General features: G+C 39.2%; 18 protein-coding genes. 13 read left to right on the top strand and 5 right to left on the bottom strand.

All coding sequences use genetic code 11. The annotated features are described in order from the left end of the window. Positions 1–78: 78 nt before the first annotated feature. The 3 genes from PLEUR7319_RS0106480 (at position 79) to PLEUR7319_RS0106475 (ending at position 4,074) form a co-directional block, all read left to right on the top strand. Entirely contained in the window at positions 79–2,004 is a 1,926-nt protein-coding gene (locus tag PLEUR7319_RS0106480; RefSeq protein WP_019504392.1) for a sodium:proton antiporter, read from the top strand. Between the two features lie 110 nt (positions 2,005–2,114). Next, a complete protein-coding gene (locus PLEUR7319_RS43075) occupies positions 2,115–2,237 on the top strand; it encodes a hypothetical protein (RefSeq protein ID WP_036798753.1) in 123 nt (40 codons plus the stop codon). Positions 2,238–2,421: 184 nt separating this feature from the next. After that, complete coding sequence (locus PLEUR7319_RS0106475) at positions 2,422–4,074, top strand: MBL fold metallo-hydrolase (protein WP_026102349.1); 1,653 nt, start codon at positions 2,422–2,424, stop codon at positions 4,072–4,074. A gap of 28 nt (positions 4,075–4,102) precedes the next feature. On the opposite strand, the gene PLEUR7319_RS0106470 is transcribed toward PLEUR7319_RS0106475, so the two are convergent. Together PLEUR7319_RS0106470 and PLEUR7319_RS0106465 are read right to left on the bottom strand one after the other, a co-directional pair. Beyond that, the gene (locus tag PLEUR7319_RS0106470) at positions 4,103–4,414 is read right to left on the bottom strand and encodes a DUF6679 family protein (protein WP_019504390.1); all 312 of its coding nucleotides are present in this window, start codon (positions 4,412–4,414) and stop codon (positions 4,103–4,105) included. Between the two features lie 159 nt (positions 4,415–4,573). Then, entirely contained in the window at positions 4,574–5,425 is an 852-nt protein-coding gene (locus PLEUR7319_RS0106465) for a hypothetical protein (RefSeq protein WP_144054260.1), read from the bottom strand. Positions 5,426–5,952: 527 nt separating this feature from the next. Between PLEUR7319_RS0106465 and PLEUR7319_RS0106460 the strand changes: the two genes are divergently transcribed. The 4 genes from PLEUR7319_RS0106460 to PLEUR7319_RS0106445 all read left to right on the top strand — a co-directional run bounded on the left by PLEUR7319_RS0106460 (position 5,953) and on the right by PLEUR7319_RS0106445 (position 12,003). Beyond that, the gene (locus PLEUR7319_RS0106460) at positions 5,953–8,211 is read left to right on the top strand and encodes a ribonuclease R family protein (protein ID WP_019504388.1); all 2,259 of its coding nucleotides are present in this window, start codon (positions 5,953–5,955) and stop codon (positions 8,209–8,211) included. Between the two features lie 200 nt (positions 8,212–8,411). Next, the gene (locus PLEUR7319_RS0106455; RefSeq protein ID WP_019504387.1) at positions 8,412–9,716 is read left to right on the top strand and encodes a TldD/PmbA family protein; all 1,305 of its coding nucleotides are present in this window, start codon (positions 8,412–8,414) and stop codon (positions 9,714–9,716) included. Positions 9,717–9,956: 240 nt separating this feature from the next. Further along, complete coding sequence (locus tag PLEUR7319_RS0106450) at positions 9,957–10,709, top strand: DUF3153 domain-containing protein (RefSeq protein WP_019504386.1); 753 nt, start codon at positions 9,957–9,959, stop codon at positions 10,707–10,709. A 58-nt stretch (positions 10,710–10,767) separates the two neighbouring features. Beyond that, entirely contained in the window at positions 10,768–12,003 is a 1,236-nt protein-coding gene (locus tag PLEUR7319_RS0106445; RefSeq protein WP_019504385.1) for a hypothetical protein, read from the top strand. 53 nt (positions 12,004–12,056) lie between these two features. Here PLEUR7319_RS0106445 and PLEUR7319_RS0106440 read toward each other — a convergent pair whose 3' ends face one another. After that, positions 12,057–13,493 (bottom strand): glycosyltransferase family 2 protein, encoded by a 1,437-nt coding sequence (locus PLEUR7319_RS0106440; RefSeq protein ID WP_019504384.1) that lies wholly within the window; start codon positions 13,491–13,493, stop codon positions 12,057–12,059. 245 nt (positions 13,494–13,738) lie between these two features. Here PLEUR7319_RS0106440 and PLEUR7319_RS0106435 point away from each other — a divergent pair, with 245 nt between their 5' ends. The 4 genes from PLEUR7319_RS0106435 (at position 13,739) to PLEUR7319_RS0106420 (ending at position 18,419) form a co-directional block, all read left to right on the top strand. Next, the gene (locus PLEUR7319_RS0106435; RefSeq protein ID WP_019504383.1) at positions 13,739–14,977 is read left to right on the top strand and encodes a bifunctional sterol desaturase/short chain dehydrogenase; all 1,239 of its coding nucleotides are present in this window, start codon (positions 13,739–13,741) and stop codon (positions 14,975–14,977) included. Positions 14,978–15,076: 99 nt separating this feature from the next. Next, entirely contained in the window at positions 15,077–16,444 is a 1,368-nt protein-coding gene (locus PLEUR7319_RS0106430; protein ID WP_019504382.1) for a tetratricopeptide repeat protein, read from the top strand. Positions 16,445–16,459: 15 nt separating this feature from the next. After that, positions 16,460–17,515, top strand: a complete 1,056-nt coding sequence (locus tag PLEUR7319_RS0106425) for a tetratricopeptide repeat protein (protein WP_019504381.1) — start codon at positions 16,460–16,462, stop codon at positions 17,513–17,515. A gap of 103 nt (positions 17,516–17,618) precedes the next feature. Further along, on the top strand, positions 17,619–18,419 hold the full coding sequence (locus PLEUR7319_RS0106420; RefSeq protein WP_019504380.1) for a hypothetical protein: 801 nt from the start codon (positions 17,619–17,621) through the stop codon (positions 18,417–18,419). 209 nt (positions 18,420–18,628) lie between these two features. Here the strand turns inward: PLEUR7319_RS0106420 and mscL are convergent, their stop codons facing one another. Both mscL and PLEUR7319_RS0106410 read right to left on the bottom strand, forming a co-directional pair. Next, positions 18,629–19,060 carry a large conductance mechanosensitive channel protein MscL gene (gene mscL / locus PLEUR7319_RS0106415; protein ID WP_019504379.1) on the bottom strand — a complete coding sequence of 144 codons (432 nt, stop codon included), beginning with the start codon at positions 19,058–19,060 and terminating at the stop codon, positions 18,629–18,631. A gap of 132 nt (positions 19,061–19,192) precedes the next feature. Then, complete coding sequence (locus tag PLEUR7319_RS0106410; protein ID WP_019504378.1) at positions 19,193–20,362, bottom strand: AGE family epimerase/isomerase; 1,170 nt, start codon at positions 20,360–20,362, stop codon at positions 19,193–19,195. Positions 20,363–20,562: 200 nt separating this feature from the next. Here PLEUR7319_RS0106410 and PLEUR7319_RS0106405 point away from each other — a divergent pair, with 200 nt between their 5' ends. Beyond that, positions 20,563–20,877, top strand: a complete 315-nt coding sequence (locus PLEUR7319_RS0106405) for a YbjQ family protein (RefSeq protein ID WP_036798750.1) — start codon at positions 20,563–20,565, stop codon at positions 20,875–20,877. A 2-nt stretch (positions 20,878–20,879) separates the two neighbouring features. Further along, positions 20,880–21,323 carry a YbjQ family protein gene (locus tag PLEUR7319_RS0106400; RefSeq protein WP_019504376.1) on the top strand — a complete coding sequence of 148 codons (444 nt, stop codon included), beginning with the start codon at positions 20,880–20,882 and terminating at the stop codon, positions 21,321–21,323. Positions 21,324–21,342: the final 19 nt, after the last annotated feature.

Genomic DNA, 21,342 nt, shown 5'->3' with positions numbered 1-21,342 from the left:
TAAGCAATTTTAATAAATTGTTTTCTCTAGTAATCGAACTGATAATCTGTCTCGAACGCTAACCTTTGTAATCAGCTTATGGAAGGATCTTTTGAAATCACTCTACAAATAGCAGTTGCCGTTCTTGCAGGTATTAGTGCGCAAGTGGTAGCAGAGTATTTTCAGGTCCCCAGCATTGTCTTCTTACTATTGTTTGGCATTTTGTTAGGAGCAGATTGTTTCAGCGTACTCCATCCTCATGAGCTGGGTGTAGGGTTAGAAGTATTAGTTGCTCTTTCGGTGGCAATCATCTTATTTGAAGGTGGATTAAACCTAGAACTACGAGACTTAGGCAAAGTTTCTGGTAGCTTAAGAAATCTAGTAACTGTTGGTACTCTAATTACCTTAGTAGGAGGGGGAATGGCAGCTCACTGGCTAGCAGAGTTTCCCTGGTCTATTGCTTTTCTTTACGCCTCTTTAGTAGTAGTAACAGGTCCTACCGTAATCGGTCCTTTACTAAAACAGGTAAGGGTAGACCGTCAAGTAGCAGCTCTTTTGGAAGGAGAAGGAGTTCTAATTGACCCTGTTGGCGCAATCTTAGCAGTAGTAGTCCTCAATACAATTCTCAGTACTAGCGCTGCCCCTCTGGAAATAATGAGCGGTCTAGTACTGCGTTTGGGAGTTGGAGCAATTGTTGGTGGCGTTGGCGGCTGGTTATTGGGATTATTACTTAAAAAAGCGAATAATCTCTCAGAAGAGCTGAAAAATTTAGTAGTTTTAGCTGCAGTTTGGGGACTATTCGTTTTCTCGCAGAGTTTACGTAGCGAGTCGGGGTTAATGGCAACGGTTATAGCTGGTATTATGCTCAAAGCCTCAGCTATTCCCGAAGAAAGACTATTGAAAAGATTTAAAGGTCAGCTTACAGTTCTCTGTGTTTCTGTATTATTTATTTTGTTGGCTGCCGACCTATCCATAGACAGTGTTTTCGCTTTGGGTTGGGGTAGCGTATTGGCGGTTTTTGTTTTGATGGTAGTAGTAAGACCAATTAGTATCGCTGTTTGTACTTGGAATAGCACTCTGAACTGGCGACAAAAAATATTTTTAGCTTGGGTTGCACCCAAAGGTATTGTTTCGGCATCAGTAGCCTCTTTATTCGCTATTTTACTGACTGAGAAAGGGATTAATGGTGGAGATGCCATCAAAGCTTTAGTTTTTTTAACTATTTTGATGACCGTATTTTTCCAAGGTTTGACAGCACGCTGGGTAGCAGGTTGGCTACAAATTACCTCTAGTGATGCCAAGGGAGCAGTAATTATTGGCTGTAATGCTTTAGGCCGTTTTGTGGGACGTCTGTTTCAACAATTGGGTGAGTCGGTAGTAATGATTGATACTGATCCCGAAGCCTGTAAAAAAGCTGAGGCAGAACGATTGCCCGTGTTTCAAAGTAGTGCCTTGGATACGGAGGTATTGGCAGAGGCAGGAATTGAATCTATGGGGACATTTTTGGCTCTTACCAATAATGGTGAAGTTAATTTAGTCTTGGCTCAACGAGCGGTAGAAGAATTTGAGCCTCCTAGAGTACTAGCTGCATTTCCTAGCAATAGTTCGCTAGAAAGTAATGGTAAAACCAAAGTAAATCAAGCATTGATTCCCCAATTACAAATCAAAACCTGGAATAACTATATTGACGATGGACAAATCAAACTAGGTTGGACAGTGCTAAAAGAGCCGGATTTTTCCTTTAAATTAGCTCATCTACGTGCTTTAATTCGTGCGGGAGAAGTATTACCACTTTTAGTCAGACATCGGGGTAGTCTCCAGGTAGCCGTAGCAGCAGAAGACTGGCAAATAGGTGACGAAATTTATTATTTGATCCACGACCCTAGACCGAAGCTATTAAAGCGCTTGTCTGGAGGAAATCAGTCTTCTCGTTTACTATTAGAAAAGCTACCCGAAGTAGAAGAAATTCCTCTGGCGGCACCAATATCACAAGAATCTTCAGAAGTGATCGAAGAAGCTATTTAGTTATTGGTATTGAAAATAACATTGCTGAGAATGATAGATTTATTGCAGAATTACAGTTGATAGAAAGGACTATTATGTATAAGGGAATTTAGTATTAACAGTTAAAAATTATGGATGTCAAGTTAGTTTTGCTTGTTTTGACGGGGATTTTTACGATCGCTTGTTTGTTCTTCGGCACTAAGGGCGGTTATTACGATACTGATAAATATGATGGTAATGGTTCCGCACACTAGATTAATCTACAGTGCTCAAAGTCTGATTGCAGTGTTTATGTACTGAAAACTTCCTTGATTCGCCCTCAAACTTAATCTCTCTTTAGATTAAATTAAACTTTGTCTCGCCGATAACTTAAGATTTATAACAAAGAGACAATTGATGTCTACTGATTTTTTAAGTCTAAGTTTTGGGAGTTTTTGTATGAGTAAAAGTCAGGGACAAGCTTTTTTTAGTTCCCTGCCTTTATCCTGTCAAGTGTATGCGGCAGGTCACGAAGATGAAGGGGTATGCTTGCTTCTGCGTATCGGTAACTACCGTATATTACTAGATTGCGGTTTAGAAGACTTGCAAGTTTTGCTAAATCAGGAACAACCTCCAGCAGATTTAGTTTTTTGTTCTCACGCTCATGAAGATCACTGTCGGGGTTTATTAGATCTACATCAAGCTTTTCCTCAACTGCCAATCTACACTAGCGAAGTTACAGCTAAATTACTACCCTCTCATTGGATTAATGAAGATGTTGTGCCAGACTTGGATTGGTGTCAAACATTATCCTGGCGATCGCCTTTCAATGTTAGTCAAGATATCCAAATAGAGCTAGTTCCTGCGGGGCATTTACCTGGAGCCGCGGCCATTATTATCACTCACCATACTCCAGAGCGTAGCTATAAGGTAATGTATACGGGAGACTTTTCCGTTTCCAATTTTCAGTTAGTGGAAGGACTTTCGATTGAAAATCTGCGAGGACTAGCTCCTGATGTACTGATCTTAGAAGGTAGCTACGGTACGGTGCGCCATCCTCACCGTCGCCTTCAAGAAAAGCAGTTAATGGAACGCATCAACCAAGCCATCGCTGAATCAAAAAATGTATTATTACCTGTTCCAGCCATTGGCTTAGGACAAGAAATACTTAAGCTGCTACGTTCTCATCATCAGTTTACTGGGCGCGATCTGGATATTTGGGTTGATGAATCCGTTGCGGTGACTTGCGATATTTATTTAGAGTTACTGTCTCAGTTTCCTGTATCTGTCCAAAACTTTGCTAAACATCAATCTTTATTTTGGGATGAACGAATTTGTCCCCGTATGAGGAGACTTAGGAATCCTCGCTACTATTTTCTCAGCAAAAATCCTGGAGTAGTTTTAGTAGATTACAAAAGCAATCTGTGGCAATACCTTGCTGCCGAAACAGAAGAATGGTTGATATTGCTGCCTGAACACCCCCAAGAATATTTACATCCAGATTCTCCAAGATTAGAGTTATTGCACAATTTATCCTATGTGACTATTGAGACTTATTTACTAGCAGAACATAGTGATGGACGTAACACTACTCAGCTAATACATAATTTGCGCCCGCAACACGTGATTTTTGTTCATGGCTCATTAAACTATTTGCTAGAGCTAGCGAGCCTTGAAGAATTACGTAACCGCTATCAAATCCATTCTCCAGTCCAAGGAATACTAGTTGAGTTACCTATTGGCGATCGCTTTATGCAACCGAAAGCACCTCAGCCTGTATATTACGAAGGTGAACTCAATGAAGTTGGTTCAATGCTGGCAATCACTTTGCCAGATACTATTAGTAACGATTCTCGCTGGAAAAACATTGCTGATACTGGCATTGTTCAAGTTCGCTGGCAGGGAGAAGAATTGGTAGTTCGGGGATTATCTCAACGAGAACTGCTCAACTCTCATAGTCAAGCTCGTATATCATCAGATCTAGACTGTTGCAATCGTTGTCGCCATTACAGTAACCAACGTTGTTGGAATCGAGTTTCCCCTTTATACGGTTTTAAAGTAATTCCTGAAGGCTATTGCCCAGTTTTTGAAGCAATTCCAGAAACCAAATAACTTAAGAACTTCATATGTATCTGTATGATCAGTCCTGGTTAGGTTCCGGAGATTGGGGATGAATTTGTTCGGCTTCTGGACAATCGTCAGAAACTGCAATTTCAGTACTGGTTTTAGATACTGAAGCAAGTTTTTGAGTGACAGCACCAATACTCTCTAGACGTACCATTTCTTCCCAAGAGCTAATTTCTTCATCTTCCTCTGTTTCATAGCGAATTGTCACAATATCCCCCTCGAAATCAACAATACGACCGCCTTCGATCCAGCGTTGTTGATCCCGCAAGAAAATACAAACTTCACGACCATCTTGACAGAGTTGATAAATCTTGCGGTGTAACATGGGTTTCTCCTACGCGAGTAACTCCTATAACTTTCATTTAGCTTTACTGTATATTATTGCCATTTTGGCTCGAAGATACAAGTAGCAATTTTGCTTTAGATACCTGATGTTAACAAATCCTAGATCATTAATTAAATAATTAATTATTGATGACATGCCCTAACTAGGGTTAGGTAAACTTTCCAGGTAATGAAGAAATTCTAGCAATTGATCGTCAGTCAGATGGAGACGGCTACGTTTACCATAACGGCTTTTAAGAAAGTCACGTCCATTTTCTTTAGTCCAGCCCAATCTTTTGATTTCGATATCAGTTTTTTGCTTAATTTCATTAAAGTCAATTTCGTCAACTTCAATGTTACTCTCCGAATGGATTTCTGGGGAAGAAGTTTCGGCATCAGGATGATTAAAGTCATTTAGAATTAATGTTTCCGAAGTTTCGGACACTAAAACTTCACTAAATAAACTACTAGTATCGGTAGTTGGTTGAATTGTATCCTTGACTTGAGACTCCATGCTAGGCTGAGGTATGGGAGATTCGATCATTGGAGTAGGAGAGCTATTGGTTTGCTCGGAGATACGATGCTGGTTTATCATTTCAGTCTGATGTTCAGCCAAGTCGACCACATTGTTATGAGCGACAAACTTGTTATTGGCAGTATGGTTGCTAGTACTCTCGACTGTTGACTCTGAGGTAAAAGCCGGCTGACTGGATGGAATTGAAGATGGAGAAGATCTAGAAGTCGATCTAGATTTCACTGGCACAGCCGACTTGCTGATAACTGATTGGGGGGAAATAGGTTGCTCACTGTCTAAAATTAAGGCGGCGATCGCTCTTTGTCTGGCCTTATCTTCCGCAGTTTCGACGCAATCTGCGCTTGCCAGAGCAGTCGCCAAAATTAGATCTTGCACTTGGATGGAAACTTTGACTATAAAAAGCCCCCGATCAATTTTCACTAGTTCACTGAGCAGACTTCCTTGGGGATAATGGTGACGAAATTTAGCTAGCATCATATCTTTAAATCTATCAACTTAGAGTTTTAAATTAGTACCAATTTACTACTGATTGCCATTTGAAAAAAGAAATTTGCCAATTAGCATAGAGAATTTAAAATAGATACTGAATTGACTATAAATTAACTCGTCATCTTAGTGATTAAAATCCATAATCAAATTATTTCTTGACTACCATCAGTAGGAAATTGTGAAGCAAACCCAAAAAATTATGGGGCAGTCTATATTTCTCATTATGCTGCTAAAGCAACAAATTTAGATACCCGTTAGCTTCCAACTCATCTTACAGAATCAATCTGGAGTCAAAATCTTAAGAGCAATATTTGGTTATATTATCTCTGTTAGGTTAAAAAGCCACTAATTCCAGGGAAAGCCAAACCGAGAAACAGGTAGTTTCCATCTCAGAATACCCTGGCGGGAGATAGATTAGTACCTAAGAGTGCCAGCATTAAGTAAGAGTTAACTATAGTCTTCTTCGCTTCTGTCGTAATTACTAAACGAATCAATTGGATAAGGATAATTTTTAGATGGAATTTTCAATCGCTACACTTTTAGCCCAGTTCGTCGATGATAAATTAGTCGCGGGCAAAAATCTGGAAAAAAAACTTGGTTGTGAAGACGAAGTTAGTATTCAAAAATTACAGATTACTTTGAATGCTCTGGAAAAAATTGGTGTTCTCGTTAAAGAACGAGGTAAATATCGCCGCGTTTACGAGGATGACGTAGTAGAAGCTAAGCTGCGTTGTTCCAGCAAAGGATTTTGTTTTGCCATCCAAGATGAAGAGAACGCTGATGATATCTATGTCAGAGAAAGTCATCTCAGTAATGCCTGGAACGGTGATCGCGTCTTTGTCAAAATCATTAAAGAGGGTAGTCGTCGTCGCTCTCCCGAAGGAGAGGTGAAGCTCATCTTAGAACGCTCTAATCCCTCATTATTAGCCACCATCACCACTAAGGAAGAAAAATATCGAGCCATACCCTTAGATGACCGCCTTTTATTTGAACTAGACCTCCAAGAAAATGGTCAAGATTTAGAAGCCGCATTAGAGCATCTAGTTCATGTATCGGTATTACGTTATCCCCTGGGGCAACATCCACCCCTTGGTAATGTGACCAAAGTTTTAGGCAGTGATGCTGAAGAAGCTGCCGATGTCGATATTATCAGTTGTAAACACGACCTACCCCAGGATTTTCCCGAAAAAGCACTCGCTGCTACCGCCAAATTGCCTAATGCGCGTATTCCCGCAGCAGAAATTAAACGTCGTCAAGATCTACGAGATAAGTTAACTTTTTCGATTGAAGCAGAATCTAATTTAAGCAATACTCATTGGGTAGAAAATGCTTTTACATTAGAAAAAACTGAGGACGAAAACTGGCAATTAGGTATTCATATTACAGATGTGGCTCACTATATAGAGCAAGATGGAATTCTGGATCGAATAGCCAGAAAGCGTGGCACTGCAGTCAATCTACGCAAACAAGTTTTACCATTATTTCCCGAAAAAGTAAGTAAGCTTTGTTCCTTAATACCCGGAAAGAACCGTTTAACCATTTCTGTTACTATCACCATTGACCCCCAGGGCAATATTATTGAATATACGATTGCACCAACTGTAATTACCGTCGATCATCAGCTCACCTATCAAGAAACTCAAGCACTAATTAGTAAAGATAAAAAACCAAGTAAAAAGCTAGCTCCCCTAGTTGCTATTCTCAAGGAACTATTTTTTACCCTTAGTCCTGTAGTTAAAGCTCAACGTTTACAGAGGGGTGGCTTAGAAGTGAGTACACCAGAAATTAATAGCCTCTATAAAGACGAAGGGCGTTTAGGAACAATCTTAGGGGTTGCTACTTTACCTGTACATTCAATGCTCACAGAATTAACCATACTGGCGGGGAAAGTAGTTGCTGAACATTTGCAGGCTTTAGAACTGCCTGGAATTTACTGTACTCAAGCAGAACCAGATGTTGAAGACTTAGAAGATTTGCTCAAGCTAGGCAGTAATTTAGGTCTAGAACTAGACCTTGATATTGAGGGCAACGTTACTTCTCAAGACTATCAACGGCTCACTGAACAGTTTGCTACCTCTTCTGCGGTAATGGTTTTAAACTACCTGCTGCAAAGCACTTTCAAACCAGTTAAGTATCTTACTGAACCAGGTAAGCATTTTGGTTTAGCTTACGAAGATGGTTATACTCACTACATTTCTCCCGGTCAAAGATACATTGATTTAATTATTCAGCGTATCCTCAAAGCCGTCTTTGAACATGGACGCGATCGCCGTCATAGCAGAGCTAAAAATGGTGTAGATCTTACAAGCAGTAGTTGTCATGGACAAATTAACTGGAAGGTACTTCCCCCTAATCTTCAAGAGCAGCTCGAAACTGATATTCAAACTGAATTGCCCTTTTTAAACGATCGGGAAAAGCAGGCAGAAGATGCCGAAAAAGACCTGGCAGGGTTAAAAAAAGCCGAACAAATGAAGGAACGTACCGGTAAAATCTTTGAAGGTCTGATCACGGGAGTACAGTCTTACGGTTTCTTTGTCGAAATTGAGGATTTACTGGTAGAAGGTTTAGTTCACGTTAGTTCACTTAAAGATGACTGGTATGAATATCGTTCCCGTAATAGCTGTCTAGTAGGAAGAAAAAATCGTACTGCTTACCGTTTAGGCGATCGCGTGGAGGTAGAAGTTAAAAGCGTTGACTATTATCGTCAACAGATTGACCTAGTTACCGTTGGCGGTGGCAGTGAAGCCCGCAATGGCGATTGGGAAGAGGAGTGATTTTTAAAGGATAAAGGATGAAGAATGAGGGATGAGGAACGAAGAGCAAGTAATAAGTCAGTCGTAGTGGCGAACGGCTGTTCGCCCGTACAGAGGCAAAAAGTTTGCTTTACCTAGTCTGCAATCTCTCATCCCCAATCCCAATAACTTATTTTGAGAATAATCTACTGATAACAAAGTAATTTAAAAGGAGCAAGAGATTGAAAGACCGGATAGTCGAGCAGGTAATTGACCGGGCAAATAAACAGGGTATCGAAGCAGAAGTTTATTATGTTGCGAGTCAAGATACGCCCATTGAGTTTGCCAACAATCGTTTAAAATCTTTGGAAACTAAAGCCTCAGAAGGAATTGCTCTGAGGGTAATTGCTGATAATAAACTGGGATTTGCTAGCTCTACAGATTTAACTCGTCTAGAGGATTTAGTCGATGCGGCGATCGCTACTGCGTCAATTGGCGATCCAGTAGAGTTTGATTTTACTCAAGATGTCAATTCAGTTGAGCCAAACAGCGAATATCAACCTCCTAGTACTGAAAAATTAGTCAATGTAGGGGAAGATTTAATCAGCAAGGTTCATCAGTATAATTCCGACATTTTAGTTGATGTTAGCTTTCATAGTCGCTCTAGTCAGGTAAAGTTAGCCACAACGACGAATGTTTATACAGAGCAGAATAACCAAAGCTTGAGCGCGATCTTATCGGGAAATTTAGTAAGGGGAGAAGACTTTTTACAAGCTTATACCTATGAAGTAACCCGCGATCGCCAGCCTGATTATGAAGCAATCTTAAATAAACTAATTCAAAAATATCAGCGTGCCGAGGGAGGAGCAACTATCAGTAGTGGAACCTACCCCGTGTTGTTTACTCCCAGTGCTGTTAGCAGCACTATGGGGAGAATGTTTGGCACGATCTTTTCCGGTCAATCTGTGGTGCAAAAGGCATCTCCCCTAACGGAAAAATTAGGAGAAAAGATTTTTGATCCTAAAATTACTGTCTTTGAAGATCCTAGTTTAGGAGTTTCTGCTTGTCAGTTTGATGATGAAGGAGTACCTACTAGTAAGAAAAATTTAATTGACCAAGGAGTTGTTAAACAATTCTATTGGGATAGACGTTGGGCAGCACGTCAGGGAGTACAATCTAGCGGTAATGGTTTTCGAGGCGGTATATCTCGTCCTAGTCCTAGTTTAGCCAATGTTTGCATCACCCCTGGTACAACCAAAGTAGATGACTTAATTGCAGGAATAGAAGAAGGTATTATCGTCGATCAGGTTCTTGGTGCAGGACAATCTAATATACTGGCAGGAGAATTTTCGGTCAATGTAGATCTTGGTTATAAAGTTGAGCAAGGAAAAATTGTCGGCAGGGTCAAAGATACGATGGTGGCTGGAAATATTTTTGAAGCCTTTAATAATTTAGTTGATTTAAGCGATCAACCTGAATGGGTCGGAAGCAGTGCCTATGTTCCTCATATTCTTTTTGCTCAATTGGGAGTTGCCGCCCGACAGTAACGGGCTTCGCCCTAGCTATAAGCTATAAGCCATAAGCTATAAGCCATTTACTTAAGTCTCGTATCACAAGGGCATAACATCAAGCGAAATAAGCCTACGGCATAACTTCGCTACGAGATAAACTTTAAAGCTAATAGCGATGTAGCGCGGTCTTGTTGGTTTCCAGCAAAGAGCGACTACATCAAGAAGCTAATAGCTTACAGCTCTTAAAGGTAAACCTTGAACAGTAAGCAATTAATCATGAAAAAAAGCAATGTTGTGAGATTTTTGTTGCCCCTGGTTTTATGTTTGACAACTTTGTTGACTGGCTGTGTCGATTATGATGTGGGAGTTAATTTTGCGACTCCTTACAGAGGAGAAATTACTCAGCACATTAAAGTTAATCAACAACTTACCAGTCTTGCCCCATCAGATACCAAGAAGTGGTTGAATAGTTTAGAAGCGCGATCGCGACAGCTAAAAGGCAGGGTAAAAAAGGTTAGTTCTCAAGAATTTTTGCTGACAATTCCCTTTGGTAATGGCGCAGAATTAGCCCAAAAATTTAACCAGCTTTTTCAGACAAGTATCGTTCCTAATGCTACTATTCCCAAAGATAAAGTCGATTTAATTCAATTAAATTCTCAGGTATCTTTGCATCAAAGTAATTTGATCTTTGTCGAACGTAATAGTTTGGAGTTGCTGATCGACTTAAGAGCGTTAGGAATTTTAACCCATCAAGAAAAGATCGTTGTCGATCCTGATTCTTTGGCTAACTTAGAGTTTCAGTTAAATACTCCTTGGATTGCTCACAGCATCTCTGAAGCAGACAATCTCAAACCAATAGATAGTCTGAACAAAAAAAGTCTAGTGTGGCAACTTCATCCAGGAGAAATCAATCATATTAAAGCTGTTTTTTGGCTACCTAGCCCCATTGGTATTGGAACAGGAATTATTATCCTACTGATGATTTGTGGTTTCTTGTTGAAATATCGTCGTTTTCCTGGTATTGCCTAACTTAGTATTGCCTAACTTAATTCTCTAATTGGTTTTTCATTACTTAAGATTTCCGTTCATGAAACCTAACTTGGCTCGACCTTTGATAATATTCGTAACAACTTTAGCAATCACTCCAAGTGCTTTTGCCGAATCTTTAGAAGAATATTGTCTTTCTCAAATAGAACAAAATAAGAAATCCCCAGAACCATTGACGAGTTTATTAGAAGATGAACCTCCACCAAAGATAAATGTATCGAGAAACGGAGCGGTATTTACCATAGCTGTCAATGATGATAATCACAGAGAATTATTCTTGATTAGAGAAGGAGAGACAGAAGCGATTGACCAATTAATTCTCCCTCCAGAGGGAGGAACTATCGCCAACTTGATTCTCGGTCAAGATAACTGGCTTTGGATTGACGGAAATGTGGCTGATTACATGCTGGAGGTCAGCTTTAAAGAAAGAGCTGCCTACTTTAATCCTCCTATGGAATTGCCAGAATTATATTCTCAACCTTGTCATACAATTAAGCGTCTTTTAAATAGATGCGAGGGAAAGAGAAATTCCAATTACAGTGAAACCCTTAGTCGTTCTTTTGTCAGTGGTTATCGCCGCAAATCTTGGGGGAAAAAAAACTATATTCATTTGCAAGTAATTTCGGGAGAGGAACAACCTGTTCCCGAGCTACTGGCACAGACCAGTTTTGTTGCCGATGTTCCTGAGTGGAATGGGGCATTATTTCGACATTCTTCAGGGGAAGCTCTTTTGTATGATGGAGTGACAGTTACCAATCTCTCCGATGATTTTCTCAAGCTTGAAGAAGGTGAAAACTTCCAAGACTGGGATCTTCAGCACACCCTTGGTAAGAGAACTTTTATCGGCAAATTTTCCCAGCGTTCCCCAGATGATCCTTTATTATTAATGGAACTTGAAGCTGAACCTGGTTTTAAACCAATTTATCTACCCAAAGATCTTAAGTACCAATGGTTTGAACTTCTGATGATGCCCGATGATGTTCAATCACCTTTATGGATTATTTCACGGAAGATGATCCTAGCTGAAATTGAACAGAGTTTTAAAACTGTTATTAGACTTCCACCTTCAACTTCGATGGATACATTTATTGACGGAGCTAAATCTATTGAGCAGTTAGCTGATGGCAAGATATTGTTTGAAGTGTATAACTACACTCTCAAATCAACTAAGAATTACCTTCTAAGCCAAGCCTCTTCTAAAGCTAAATGTGAAATGGTACTCGATCTTGAGCAACCATTCTTATTAGATATTGAACGGCAATCTATCAAAGAATAGGTGAAGGTAACATTATTTATTTGGCAAAAAGTAAAACTTCGCTAACTAATTGCTCACTGCTCACTGCTCACCGATAACGTGCCTTCATGGACAGTCTTGACCCACTTAAGACGCTTGGGACGGATCGACATGCGGGCGGTAATACTCAGCATAACAATTTGCCAATGAATCATGTAAATTAAACCCCTCAAGGATTGCCAGGAAATATTTAGCAGTACAGCCAAATTAAGTCTTTTGCCTTCGGAGACACTAATTCGGACTAAACCGCGAAACATTCCCCAAAAGCCCCAAGCAAATAAGAGAGCAGTTAGAGGGCTGAGTAAGGGAAAACGGTGGCGGGCGATCGCCATGATGACATCAGGAACATTAGCTGCGGGCAAAATATACTGAAGAAACATCCAACAGAGCAAATCAATTCTTTTGCCAAAACCCATTGGAGTTTTAAAGATATAACGCCAATAGTCAAGATAGCGTTGATAGCCTCCTTCTGCCCAACGATTACGCTGATGCCATAAGGAACTGGCTTTGGTAACTCCTTCTTCTAATACGGGTGGAGTTAACAAAAAGCCAATTTTCCAGTCATCTAGATGGAGGCGAATTGTTAAGTCTAAATCGTCGGTAATAGTTTCTTCATTCCAACCACCACAGCTATTTAGAGCAGCCCGACTAACAAATTGACCATTGCCTCGCAACTCACCAATACCGCCAACGGCAATTCTTTGTTGCTGGACGTAGCTATCAAGAGCCATTTCTGCTGCTTGTCCTTTAGTCCAGAAGTTGTCGCTATAATTGGCGATCGCTTTTCTCACTTGGACCGCACCCATTTTCTGAGCCGTAAACAGGGGCACTACTCTTGTTAATAAGTCTGGGGTAACTTTGGCATCCGCATCAAATACGCCAATGATATCGCCAAAGGTTTGAGGTAGTACCTGGTTTAATGCTCCTGATTTACCCCCTCCAGCATTTGCAGCACGATGAACTACCCTAAGTTGTGAGTATTCTCGGGCTAATTTATCTAAAATAGCAGGCGTATTATCAGTACTGCGATCGTCAATTGCCCAGACTTCATATTTATCTTCTGGATAGTTGAGACTACAGAGCATTTCTACTAGTTCACTAATGACGGCTTCTTCATTTCTAGCCGCAATCAAAAGCGACACCTTAGGAGCAGAGACAAAATCTTTCGGCTTTAAGGCTGGAGGTGCTACCTCTGCTTTAGTAAAGAGATAACGTAAAATCTGGATCCCAGCAATAATAGTAAAACCCAACACTAACCATTTACCCCAACTGACAAAATGAAGAGAAATTATCACAATCCAAATCACCATTAGCAAGAAAGCCGCTTTTTGCCTACGCCCTGCTAACCCTTGGAAAAAGTCGTTTCTAAATTCCTCTTCTGCTGCTTCTGGATCGGAAAATTCAGATAGGAGAGAGTTAATGGGGTCGAATTCTGATTCTGATTCTTTTTTGCGCCAATAATTCTCTGCCATAGTTATTATTCTGTTCTTTATGCGGTAATTGGAATGTTATAAGCTGATTTAAACAGTCTGTATGATAAATTCGTGTTGGCTCAATTGTATCTGAAGATTGTAAACTTTCTTGGCTAAAATTTAAGATTAAACTTACTAAATTCTACAGTCCCCTGGTTTGTTTGACCTTTTTTTGGTTAGATTAATCAGCAGTTGCAATATTTAAACATTTTTAAATTTAGTTGAACTTATATCAATTTTTTAGCATGACTATAAGCTTAGGAATGGGATTGGCGATCGCTTTGGCTTCAGTTTTATGGGTAGAGCTGGTCAGAGATGTTTACCATACTTTGTCCCACCTCTGGCAGCCTCTATATCGTCTTCATGTGTGGCATCATCGAGTATTTCGGCGTGATTTATCAGTGGTAAGCGATCAGATCTATCGCCAGGCTCATTGGTATAACGATCTTCCTGAATGTCTAGTTATGTTGTTACTGAGCATTCTGCCCTGGGTTATTGTTCATACTGGTAATCTGTCTCCTCAATGGACAGCTTGGACAGGCTCGTTATATACTCTCAGTTTTTTACTCGGTGCGATCGGTCGTGGTTTGGGCATCCCCTTAGTTGATGAGCTAACCGATGTGACTCATCGTCCGGGAGAATTTACTAGTTTGCCTGCCCGTTGGTTTGTTAATCGTCCCTATCATTGGCGACATCATTTTGATAATCAGGATGCTTACTTCTCTGGCACTTTTACTTTGGTAGACAAAATAATGGGTACAGCACTATCTTTAAAAAATAAACGTATCGCTGTGACCGGAGCTTCGGGAACTTTAGGTCAGGCATTATTGACCCAACTATATTTAGCAGGAGCAAAAGTTACTGCACTTACCTCCTCTGGCAACTCGATTGTCTTAAATGTGCCAGGGAAAGAGTTACCGCTCAAAACTTTATCTTGGCAAATTGGACAGGAAGCGCAACTAGTTGCTGAATTAGAACAGATTGATATTTTAGTAATTAATCATGGAGTTAATGTTCACGAACAGCGAGACCTAGCTGCGATTACTAAGTCCTATGAAGTTAATGCTTTTTCTAGCTTGCGACTCATGGAATCTTTCTTTAAAACTATCAAAAGCGATCGCGACATGATCAGAAAAGAAGTGTGGATTAACACCTCCGAAGCAGAAGTTAATCCCGCTTTTAGCCCTCTTTATGAACTGAGCAAAAGGACAATGGGAGACTTGGTAACGATGCGTCGTTTAGATGCCCCTTGTGTAATGCGTAAACTAATTTTAGGACCTTTTAAAAGTAATCTTAATCCAGTGGGTGTAATGTCTGCTAGCTGGGTAGCTAAACAAATTGTTAACCTCGCTCAAAGAGATGTGCGGAACATAATTGTTACCATCAATCCCTTAACTTTTATCCTATTTCCGATTAAAGAGTTTTGCGTTGCTAGTTATTTTAGATTTTTTAGCTCATCAAGCAAGTCATTAATTGATAGTTAATAATTAAGCATCAATATTCACGACTCCTTACAATATGAGGAAATTTTAAATTTCTTAAGTATCATTTGTTTGGTGAAATTCTTTAGCTAGTCTCAGATCATGAAGGCGAGGAACAAGAACTCTCAGCGGATTTATCGCAATGCAATTGCTAAGTTCGATCAAGATCTTATTGAAACCTATTATAAGCGAGGTAAAACTTATCTTAAGTTGAAAGATTACATTGCAGCGATTAAAGATTTTGATACTGTTCTTCAACTCAATCCCCAGGATACTAGGGTTTATTTAATTCGGGGTTATACCTATGGTGAACTAAAAAACTATCAACAAGAGATTGCTGACTATAGCGAGGCAATTCGCCTTGCCCCTCAATTGGCTAAAGCATATCGTAGTCGTGGTTTTGCTTATGGTATTTTGCACAATTATGAACAGGCGATCGCTGATTTTGAGCAAGCCATTAAGCTCAGCCCTAATTATACTCAGGCTTATTACAATCGTGGCTGTATTTACAAGGGTTTATTAGAACTACCAAAAGCGATCGCTGACTTTAGCCGAGTGATTGAACTTAATGCTGATAATGTAGCAGCCTATTATCATCGAGCTTGTATTTACAACCTACAGGAAAAATATCATCAAGCGATCGCCGACTTTTCGGCAGTAATTCGCCTCAATCCTGACCATGCTAAAGCCTATAGTGGTAGGGGAAAAGCAAATTTAAAGCTCAAATATCACCGTAATGCCATTATTGATTTTAGTCAGGCAATTTTGCTTAATCCTCAAGATCTACAGTCAATCTATAATCAGGGGAAAGCCTATCAAAAACTAAAAGATTATCGTAATGCTCTCGATAGTTACAATGAGGTGATTCATCTTCAGCCAAGATTAGCTTCTGTTTATCAAGATCGAGCTCATATTTATGGCAAACTTAAAGATTATCCTCAGGCGATCACTGATTATTCCACAGCTATTGATTTAAACCCCGAGAATGCCGAAGCTTACTATAGTCGAGGCAGTGCTTATAGCTTGCTGCATGAGTATCAACAAGCAATCATCGATTATTCTCGAGTAATTAGTTTGGATCGAGAGCATGGTAACGCCTACTATAATCGAGGTGTTACCTATGCTTATTTGGAACAATATCAACAAGCAATTACCGATTATAATCAGTCAATTGCCATTAATCCCCAATCTGCCCCTAGTTATAACAATCGAGGTAATGCTTTCAAAGAATTAAAGGAATATCGCCAGGCGATTAGCGATTATACTCAGGCCATTTTTTTTGACCCTGATTTCAGCGATGCTTATTACAATCGAGGATTGGTTTACCATAGTCTGCAAAAACCGCAAAAAGCTCTTAAAGATTTAGCTTTAGCTGCCGATCTATTTCATAAACAGGGCAAAGTAAATTTAGCCAAACAAACTCGAAATAAGATCCAAAAGCTGTTTGGAAATCACCAGGTTTTTAGGTAGTAAAGATCATTGCTTATGGATAAATATGAATTAGAATCACCAGATTATCAGAATCAGTTGACAGAATTAAATATGACTTTGAATCAAGATTCTGATAACATAGCCGCCTACTATAGTAGAAGCGAATTTTACTATACTCAGGAAAATTATCCAGCCGGAATAAATGATCTCAATGCTATTTTGCAGCGCAATCCCAATGAGGTGATGGCCTATGTGCTCCGAGGTTACGGTTATGGACAGCTCCAAAACAACCAATTAGCTCTCGCTGACTATACTGCGGCGATTAATCTTTATCCCAATTATGCTAAAGTCTATTACAACCGAGGCACAATTTACAATCAATTAGCCCAATATCCAGAGGCGATCGCTGACTATACTGCGGCAATTTCACTTGACCCCAATTACTTAGAAGCTTATTATAATCGAGGTCTTGCCTACAATCATTTAAATCAATATCAAAAAGCGATCGCTGATTATACCCAGGTTATTCAGCTTAATCCCCAAGATGAAGAAGCCTATTATAATCGCGCCAATACTTACAATAAACTGCAACAATATCAACAGGCGATTCTCGATTACAATCAAGCAATTCTGCTCAATCCTCAAGATATTGAAGCTTACTATAATCGCGCCAATGTTTATCATAAAACTAAGATGTTTCCCGAAGCGATCGCCGACTATACTAAAATAATTAGCTATAATTCTCATCACGCACCAACCTATTACAATAGAGGCACAACCTATCTAACCTCTCAGCAGTATCAACAGGCAATCTCTGACTTTACTCAAGCGATTCATCTCAACTCAGAATATGCTGAGGCTTACTATAATCGAGCTATTGCCTATAGTAAAATTCATCAATATCAGCAGGCAATTTCCGATCATCAGAATGCGATTCGCCTTCGACCTCACTATGCGGAAGCTTATGGTAATTTGGGTTTGGTTTTTCAAGCTTTAGCAGAAAAGCAGCAAGCAGTTAAAAATTTACAAATAGCAGCCGAGTTATTCAAACAACAGAAAAATCAGACTTTATACCAATACGTTCTCCAGAAAATTGAAGAATTAAAGTAATCTCGATCAGAAAACAAATTTTCTCAAAAAAATTGTTTTTTATTTAGCAAAATATCTAAAATAAAATAGCCTTGTTAATCATCAGAGTCATTATCATCCTCTCATGTACGATCGCTATATAGTAAACAGTAAGCCCGTCATTATTAGGCAAATAGTGACTCTGACTTCGATTTTGAGTGCTTTTGGGATGAATATTTTAGCCAATGTCAATCCCCTTAATGGTTTGACTATTGGTGAAATTTCCAATCAGTTTTTTAGTAATATTTTAATCACTCCGGCAAACTATGCCTTTGCAATCTGGGGAGTAATTTATTTAGGATTAATCAGTTTCGCTATTTATCAAGCCTTACCTAGTCAAAGATTAAATCCTGTTCTTAGACAAATTGGTTATAAATTAGCGATCGCTTCTATCGCTCAAATTATCTGGGTCTTTTGTTTTCTTGATCGACTTTATGGTTGGTCATTTTTAGCCATGCTAGCCATATTATTGCCGTTAATTGGTGCCTACTTATGTTTACCTTTTAACACTACTATTTCTAGATGGCAAAAATGGTTAATTCGCACTCCAATAAGTATTTATTTAGCTTGGATTAGTGTAGCAACCATAGTCAATGGAGCAACTGTTTTAGAATCTTGGCAATGGAATTATTGGGGACTCAGTGGGGAGTTCTGGACAATTATTATGTTGTTGCTTGCGGCCTTAATAACTCATTTTGTCAGCATTCCCCGACTGGATTTTGCTTATGCTAGTGTTTTTATGTGGGCGTTAATCGCGATCTCGCTCAGAAATATCGACAACATCATGGTTTCAGGTATAGCGACCGGACTTAGTATTTCCTTGATAATTGTACTTTTATCTTTTAGCCTTTATGCTCCTGCCCACCGAAATATAGAAAATAGTTAATTTACAAGTTTAATATAAATCGAAAATCTAAAGTTTACCCCCTCCCTCATTTAGCAGACAGGGAGTCAAATTAATTTAAATTACATTGTCTTCAATCTAAGCTTCGTTAGAATTAATACTCACCAAGCTACCTCAAGATTTTAAATCTTCAAGGTACATTAGGTTCTGGTAATGCAAAATATACAGATTATTGTAGTCTCAAAATGCTGCTATTTATTCTCTATTACTTGAGTTAAACGCTCAATAGAATTGGTCAATCTTTCCTGTACCAATGTAGCAGGATCGGGAGTCTCTTCTGCCAGAGCTTCTTCACGAATCATGCGTTTTTTAGCTTTTTCAAATGCTTGCACCAAAATATAGATGCAGAAAGCAATCACTAAAAAGTTTAAAATAGCTGCCAAAAATAAACCATACTGAATACCATTAGCAGACAAATCTGCCAATTTATCTACTCCAGCCGCTTTCATTGCTGGATTCAGGATTGCTGGGGTAATTATATCTGCTACGAGAGAATCGACTATTTTGCTAAATGCGGCACCAATAATTACTGCGACAGCTAAATCAACAACGTTACCACGCATAATAAAATCGCGAAAACCTGCTAAAAAGCCACCTGCTGCTTGTGTTCCTCGTCTAACCATAATTATTTCCTTTATATAATCAAAAAATTACTATTTTGCTTATCTTTCACGAAGATTATAAATGCTTTTATTTAGATTGCAAATTTAGATTTGATAAAGAATTTATGTCTAATACGAAACTATTTTTTAGGTTTAACTTAAAGTTTTTAGTTGCTGCCAACAAAGATATAAAGCACGAGGAACATGAAAAAACCCTTTCCATTTGCCACCTTTGAGATTTAATAAAACTTCTCCTTTTCGATCTAAATAGCCAAACCATTCACTATGGTCAGAATCGCTAAAATGCCCCCAGGTATAATCGTGAACTTTTTGAAACCACTCTAGACATTCTGGTCGTCCGGTTAGATCAAATCCCATTAATAAAGCGACCAAGGTTTCTAAATGTACCCACCAAAGTTTTTGATTCCACTCTAGCTGCTGAGGAGGATGACCTTGGACATCCATGAAATAGTAAATACCCTGATATTCGCGATCCCAACCGAAATTAAGAATATTTAATACTACATCTACAGCTTGGTTGATTAAATCTAGATTATTGGTACGTTTAGCAATATCCATGACAAACCACATCGCTTCGATACCATGACCGGGATTGATTAATCTTCCATCAAAACAATCCAAGTGCTTGCCGTTTGGGGTTACATGTTCATACATCAAACCTGTTTCAGCATCTAGGAAATCTGTCATTACTTCTTGAATTGTTTGGCTTAAGATCTCCTCAAGTTGATTGCTAGATAATAACCAATTCATTTCTAACGATAAATTAGCCAAGATCATGGGGACGGCTAGACTCTTGAGCGATCGCGTTCCTGGATAGGCTTTGTTGTATTTACCCTTAGGATTTTCTTGGCGGCGTAAAACATTGTTATAGGCTTGCAGAGCAATTTCCTTTGCACCTTCATCCCCAGAAGCTAAGGCATATTGACTGAAAGCCATGGCAGCAAAACAATCAGAAAAAATGTTATAGGGCTGTACTAAAGGATTTCCTGCTCTATCCAAAGCAAAATACCAATTACCTTCTTCATCCCGACCATACTTAGCCAAAAATTCTGCACCATTTTCAGCAATTTTCAACCAGTCTTCTCGTTGCTCCAAACGATTGTAAAACATCGAATATGTCCAAATCTGACGATTTTGCAACCAGATAAACTTATCTGTATCGTAAATATTGCCCTCTCGATCTAAACAAGTAAAATACCCTCCTTGTTGCCAATCAACAGAATACTGTGACCAAAAGGGAATAATATTCTCAAGTAAGGTGTTTTTGTATAATTCAGCCAAATTCTTCAATTCTTGGTTCATCGAGCTTGATTACGATCAATCCTGGTATTTACTTCAACTATCATATTCTGATGCCCGAATTATTTTGGTGATAATTAATTTATTGATTGTTGGTTTCTTTTGGGGAACTCTACAAATAGAATTACTAAAAAAATTGAGGAAGGTATCGATTCATCATGACATCAAGGTCTATTAATCAAACTTCATCTGGAAAAAGTGAAATGATTATAACTACATTGGAAGGAGTACCAGGGAAAGAAATAATCGAGCATTTTGGCTTAGTGCAGGGTAGTACTATTCGTGCCAAACACGTTGGTAAAGATATTATGGCGGGCTTGAAGAATCTGGTAGGTGGAGAGTTAAAAGGATACACCGAGCTATTACAAGAAGCCAGAAAAGAAGCAGTGGAAAGAATGCTCCAACAAGCTAATTTTGTGGGTGCCAATGCAGTTGTAAATGTCCGTTTTGCTACTTCTTCTGTGGCTCAAGGTGCAGCAGAACTTTTTGCTTATGGAACAGCAGTTAAGGTGCAATAATTATGGCAGATCTAATTATTATCCTCAGCTTGCTCTTTCTTGGTTATTTTGCGGGCAATTTTCTGGAAAAGAAGCATTATAAAAATATCAAAAAAAGAGAACGCCAAACTTTGCATCTACCTGTAGTAAGTTTTGGTGCAAAACAAAAAGTTCCTCCAGCTAATGAAGCTGCTCTCTTTTTGGGTAGTGTAGTAGTCTCTGCTGATTATTTCAAAATGTTTGCTTCTGCTTTACGTAATCTTGTAGGAGGTCGTGTTCTAGTTTATGAAACTTTACTAGATCGCGGACGCAGAGAAGCCATACTGCGCATGAAAGAGCAAGCGATCGCCTGGGGAGCTAATCAAGTTGTTAATGTTCGTTTAGAAACAGCTAGTATCGGCAATCAAAACGGAGGGAAAGGATTAGTTGCTATTGAAGTAATTGCTTACGGGACAGGAATTCGTTAAATATCTCGAAGTATATTGA

The organism is Pleurocapsa sp. PCC 7319 (assembly GCF_000332195.1).
Taxonomy (GTDB): Bacteria; Cyanobacteriota; Cyanobacteriia; order Cyanobacteriales; family Xenococcaceae; genus Waterburya.
The sequence above is the reverse complement of the archived record's forward strand: the minus strand, read 5'-3'. Positions and strand labels throughout refer to the sequence as shown.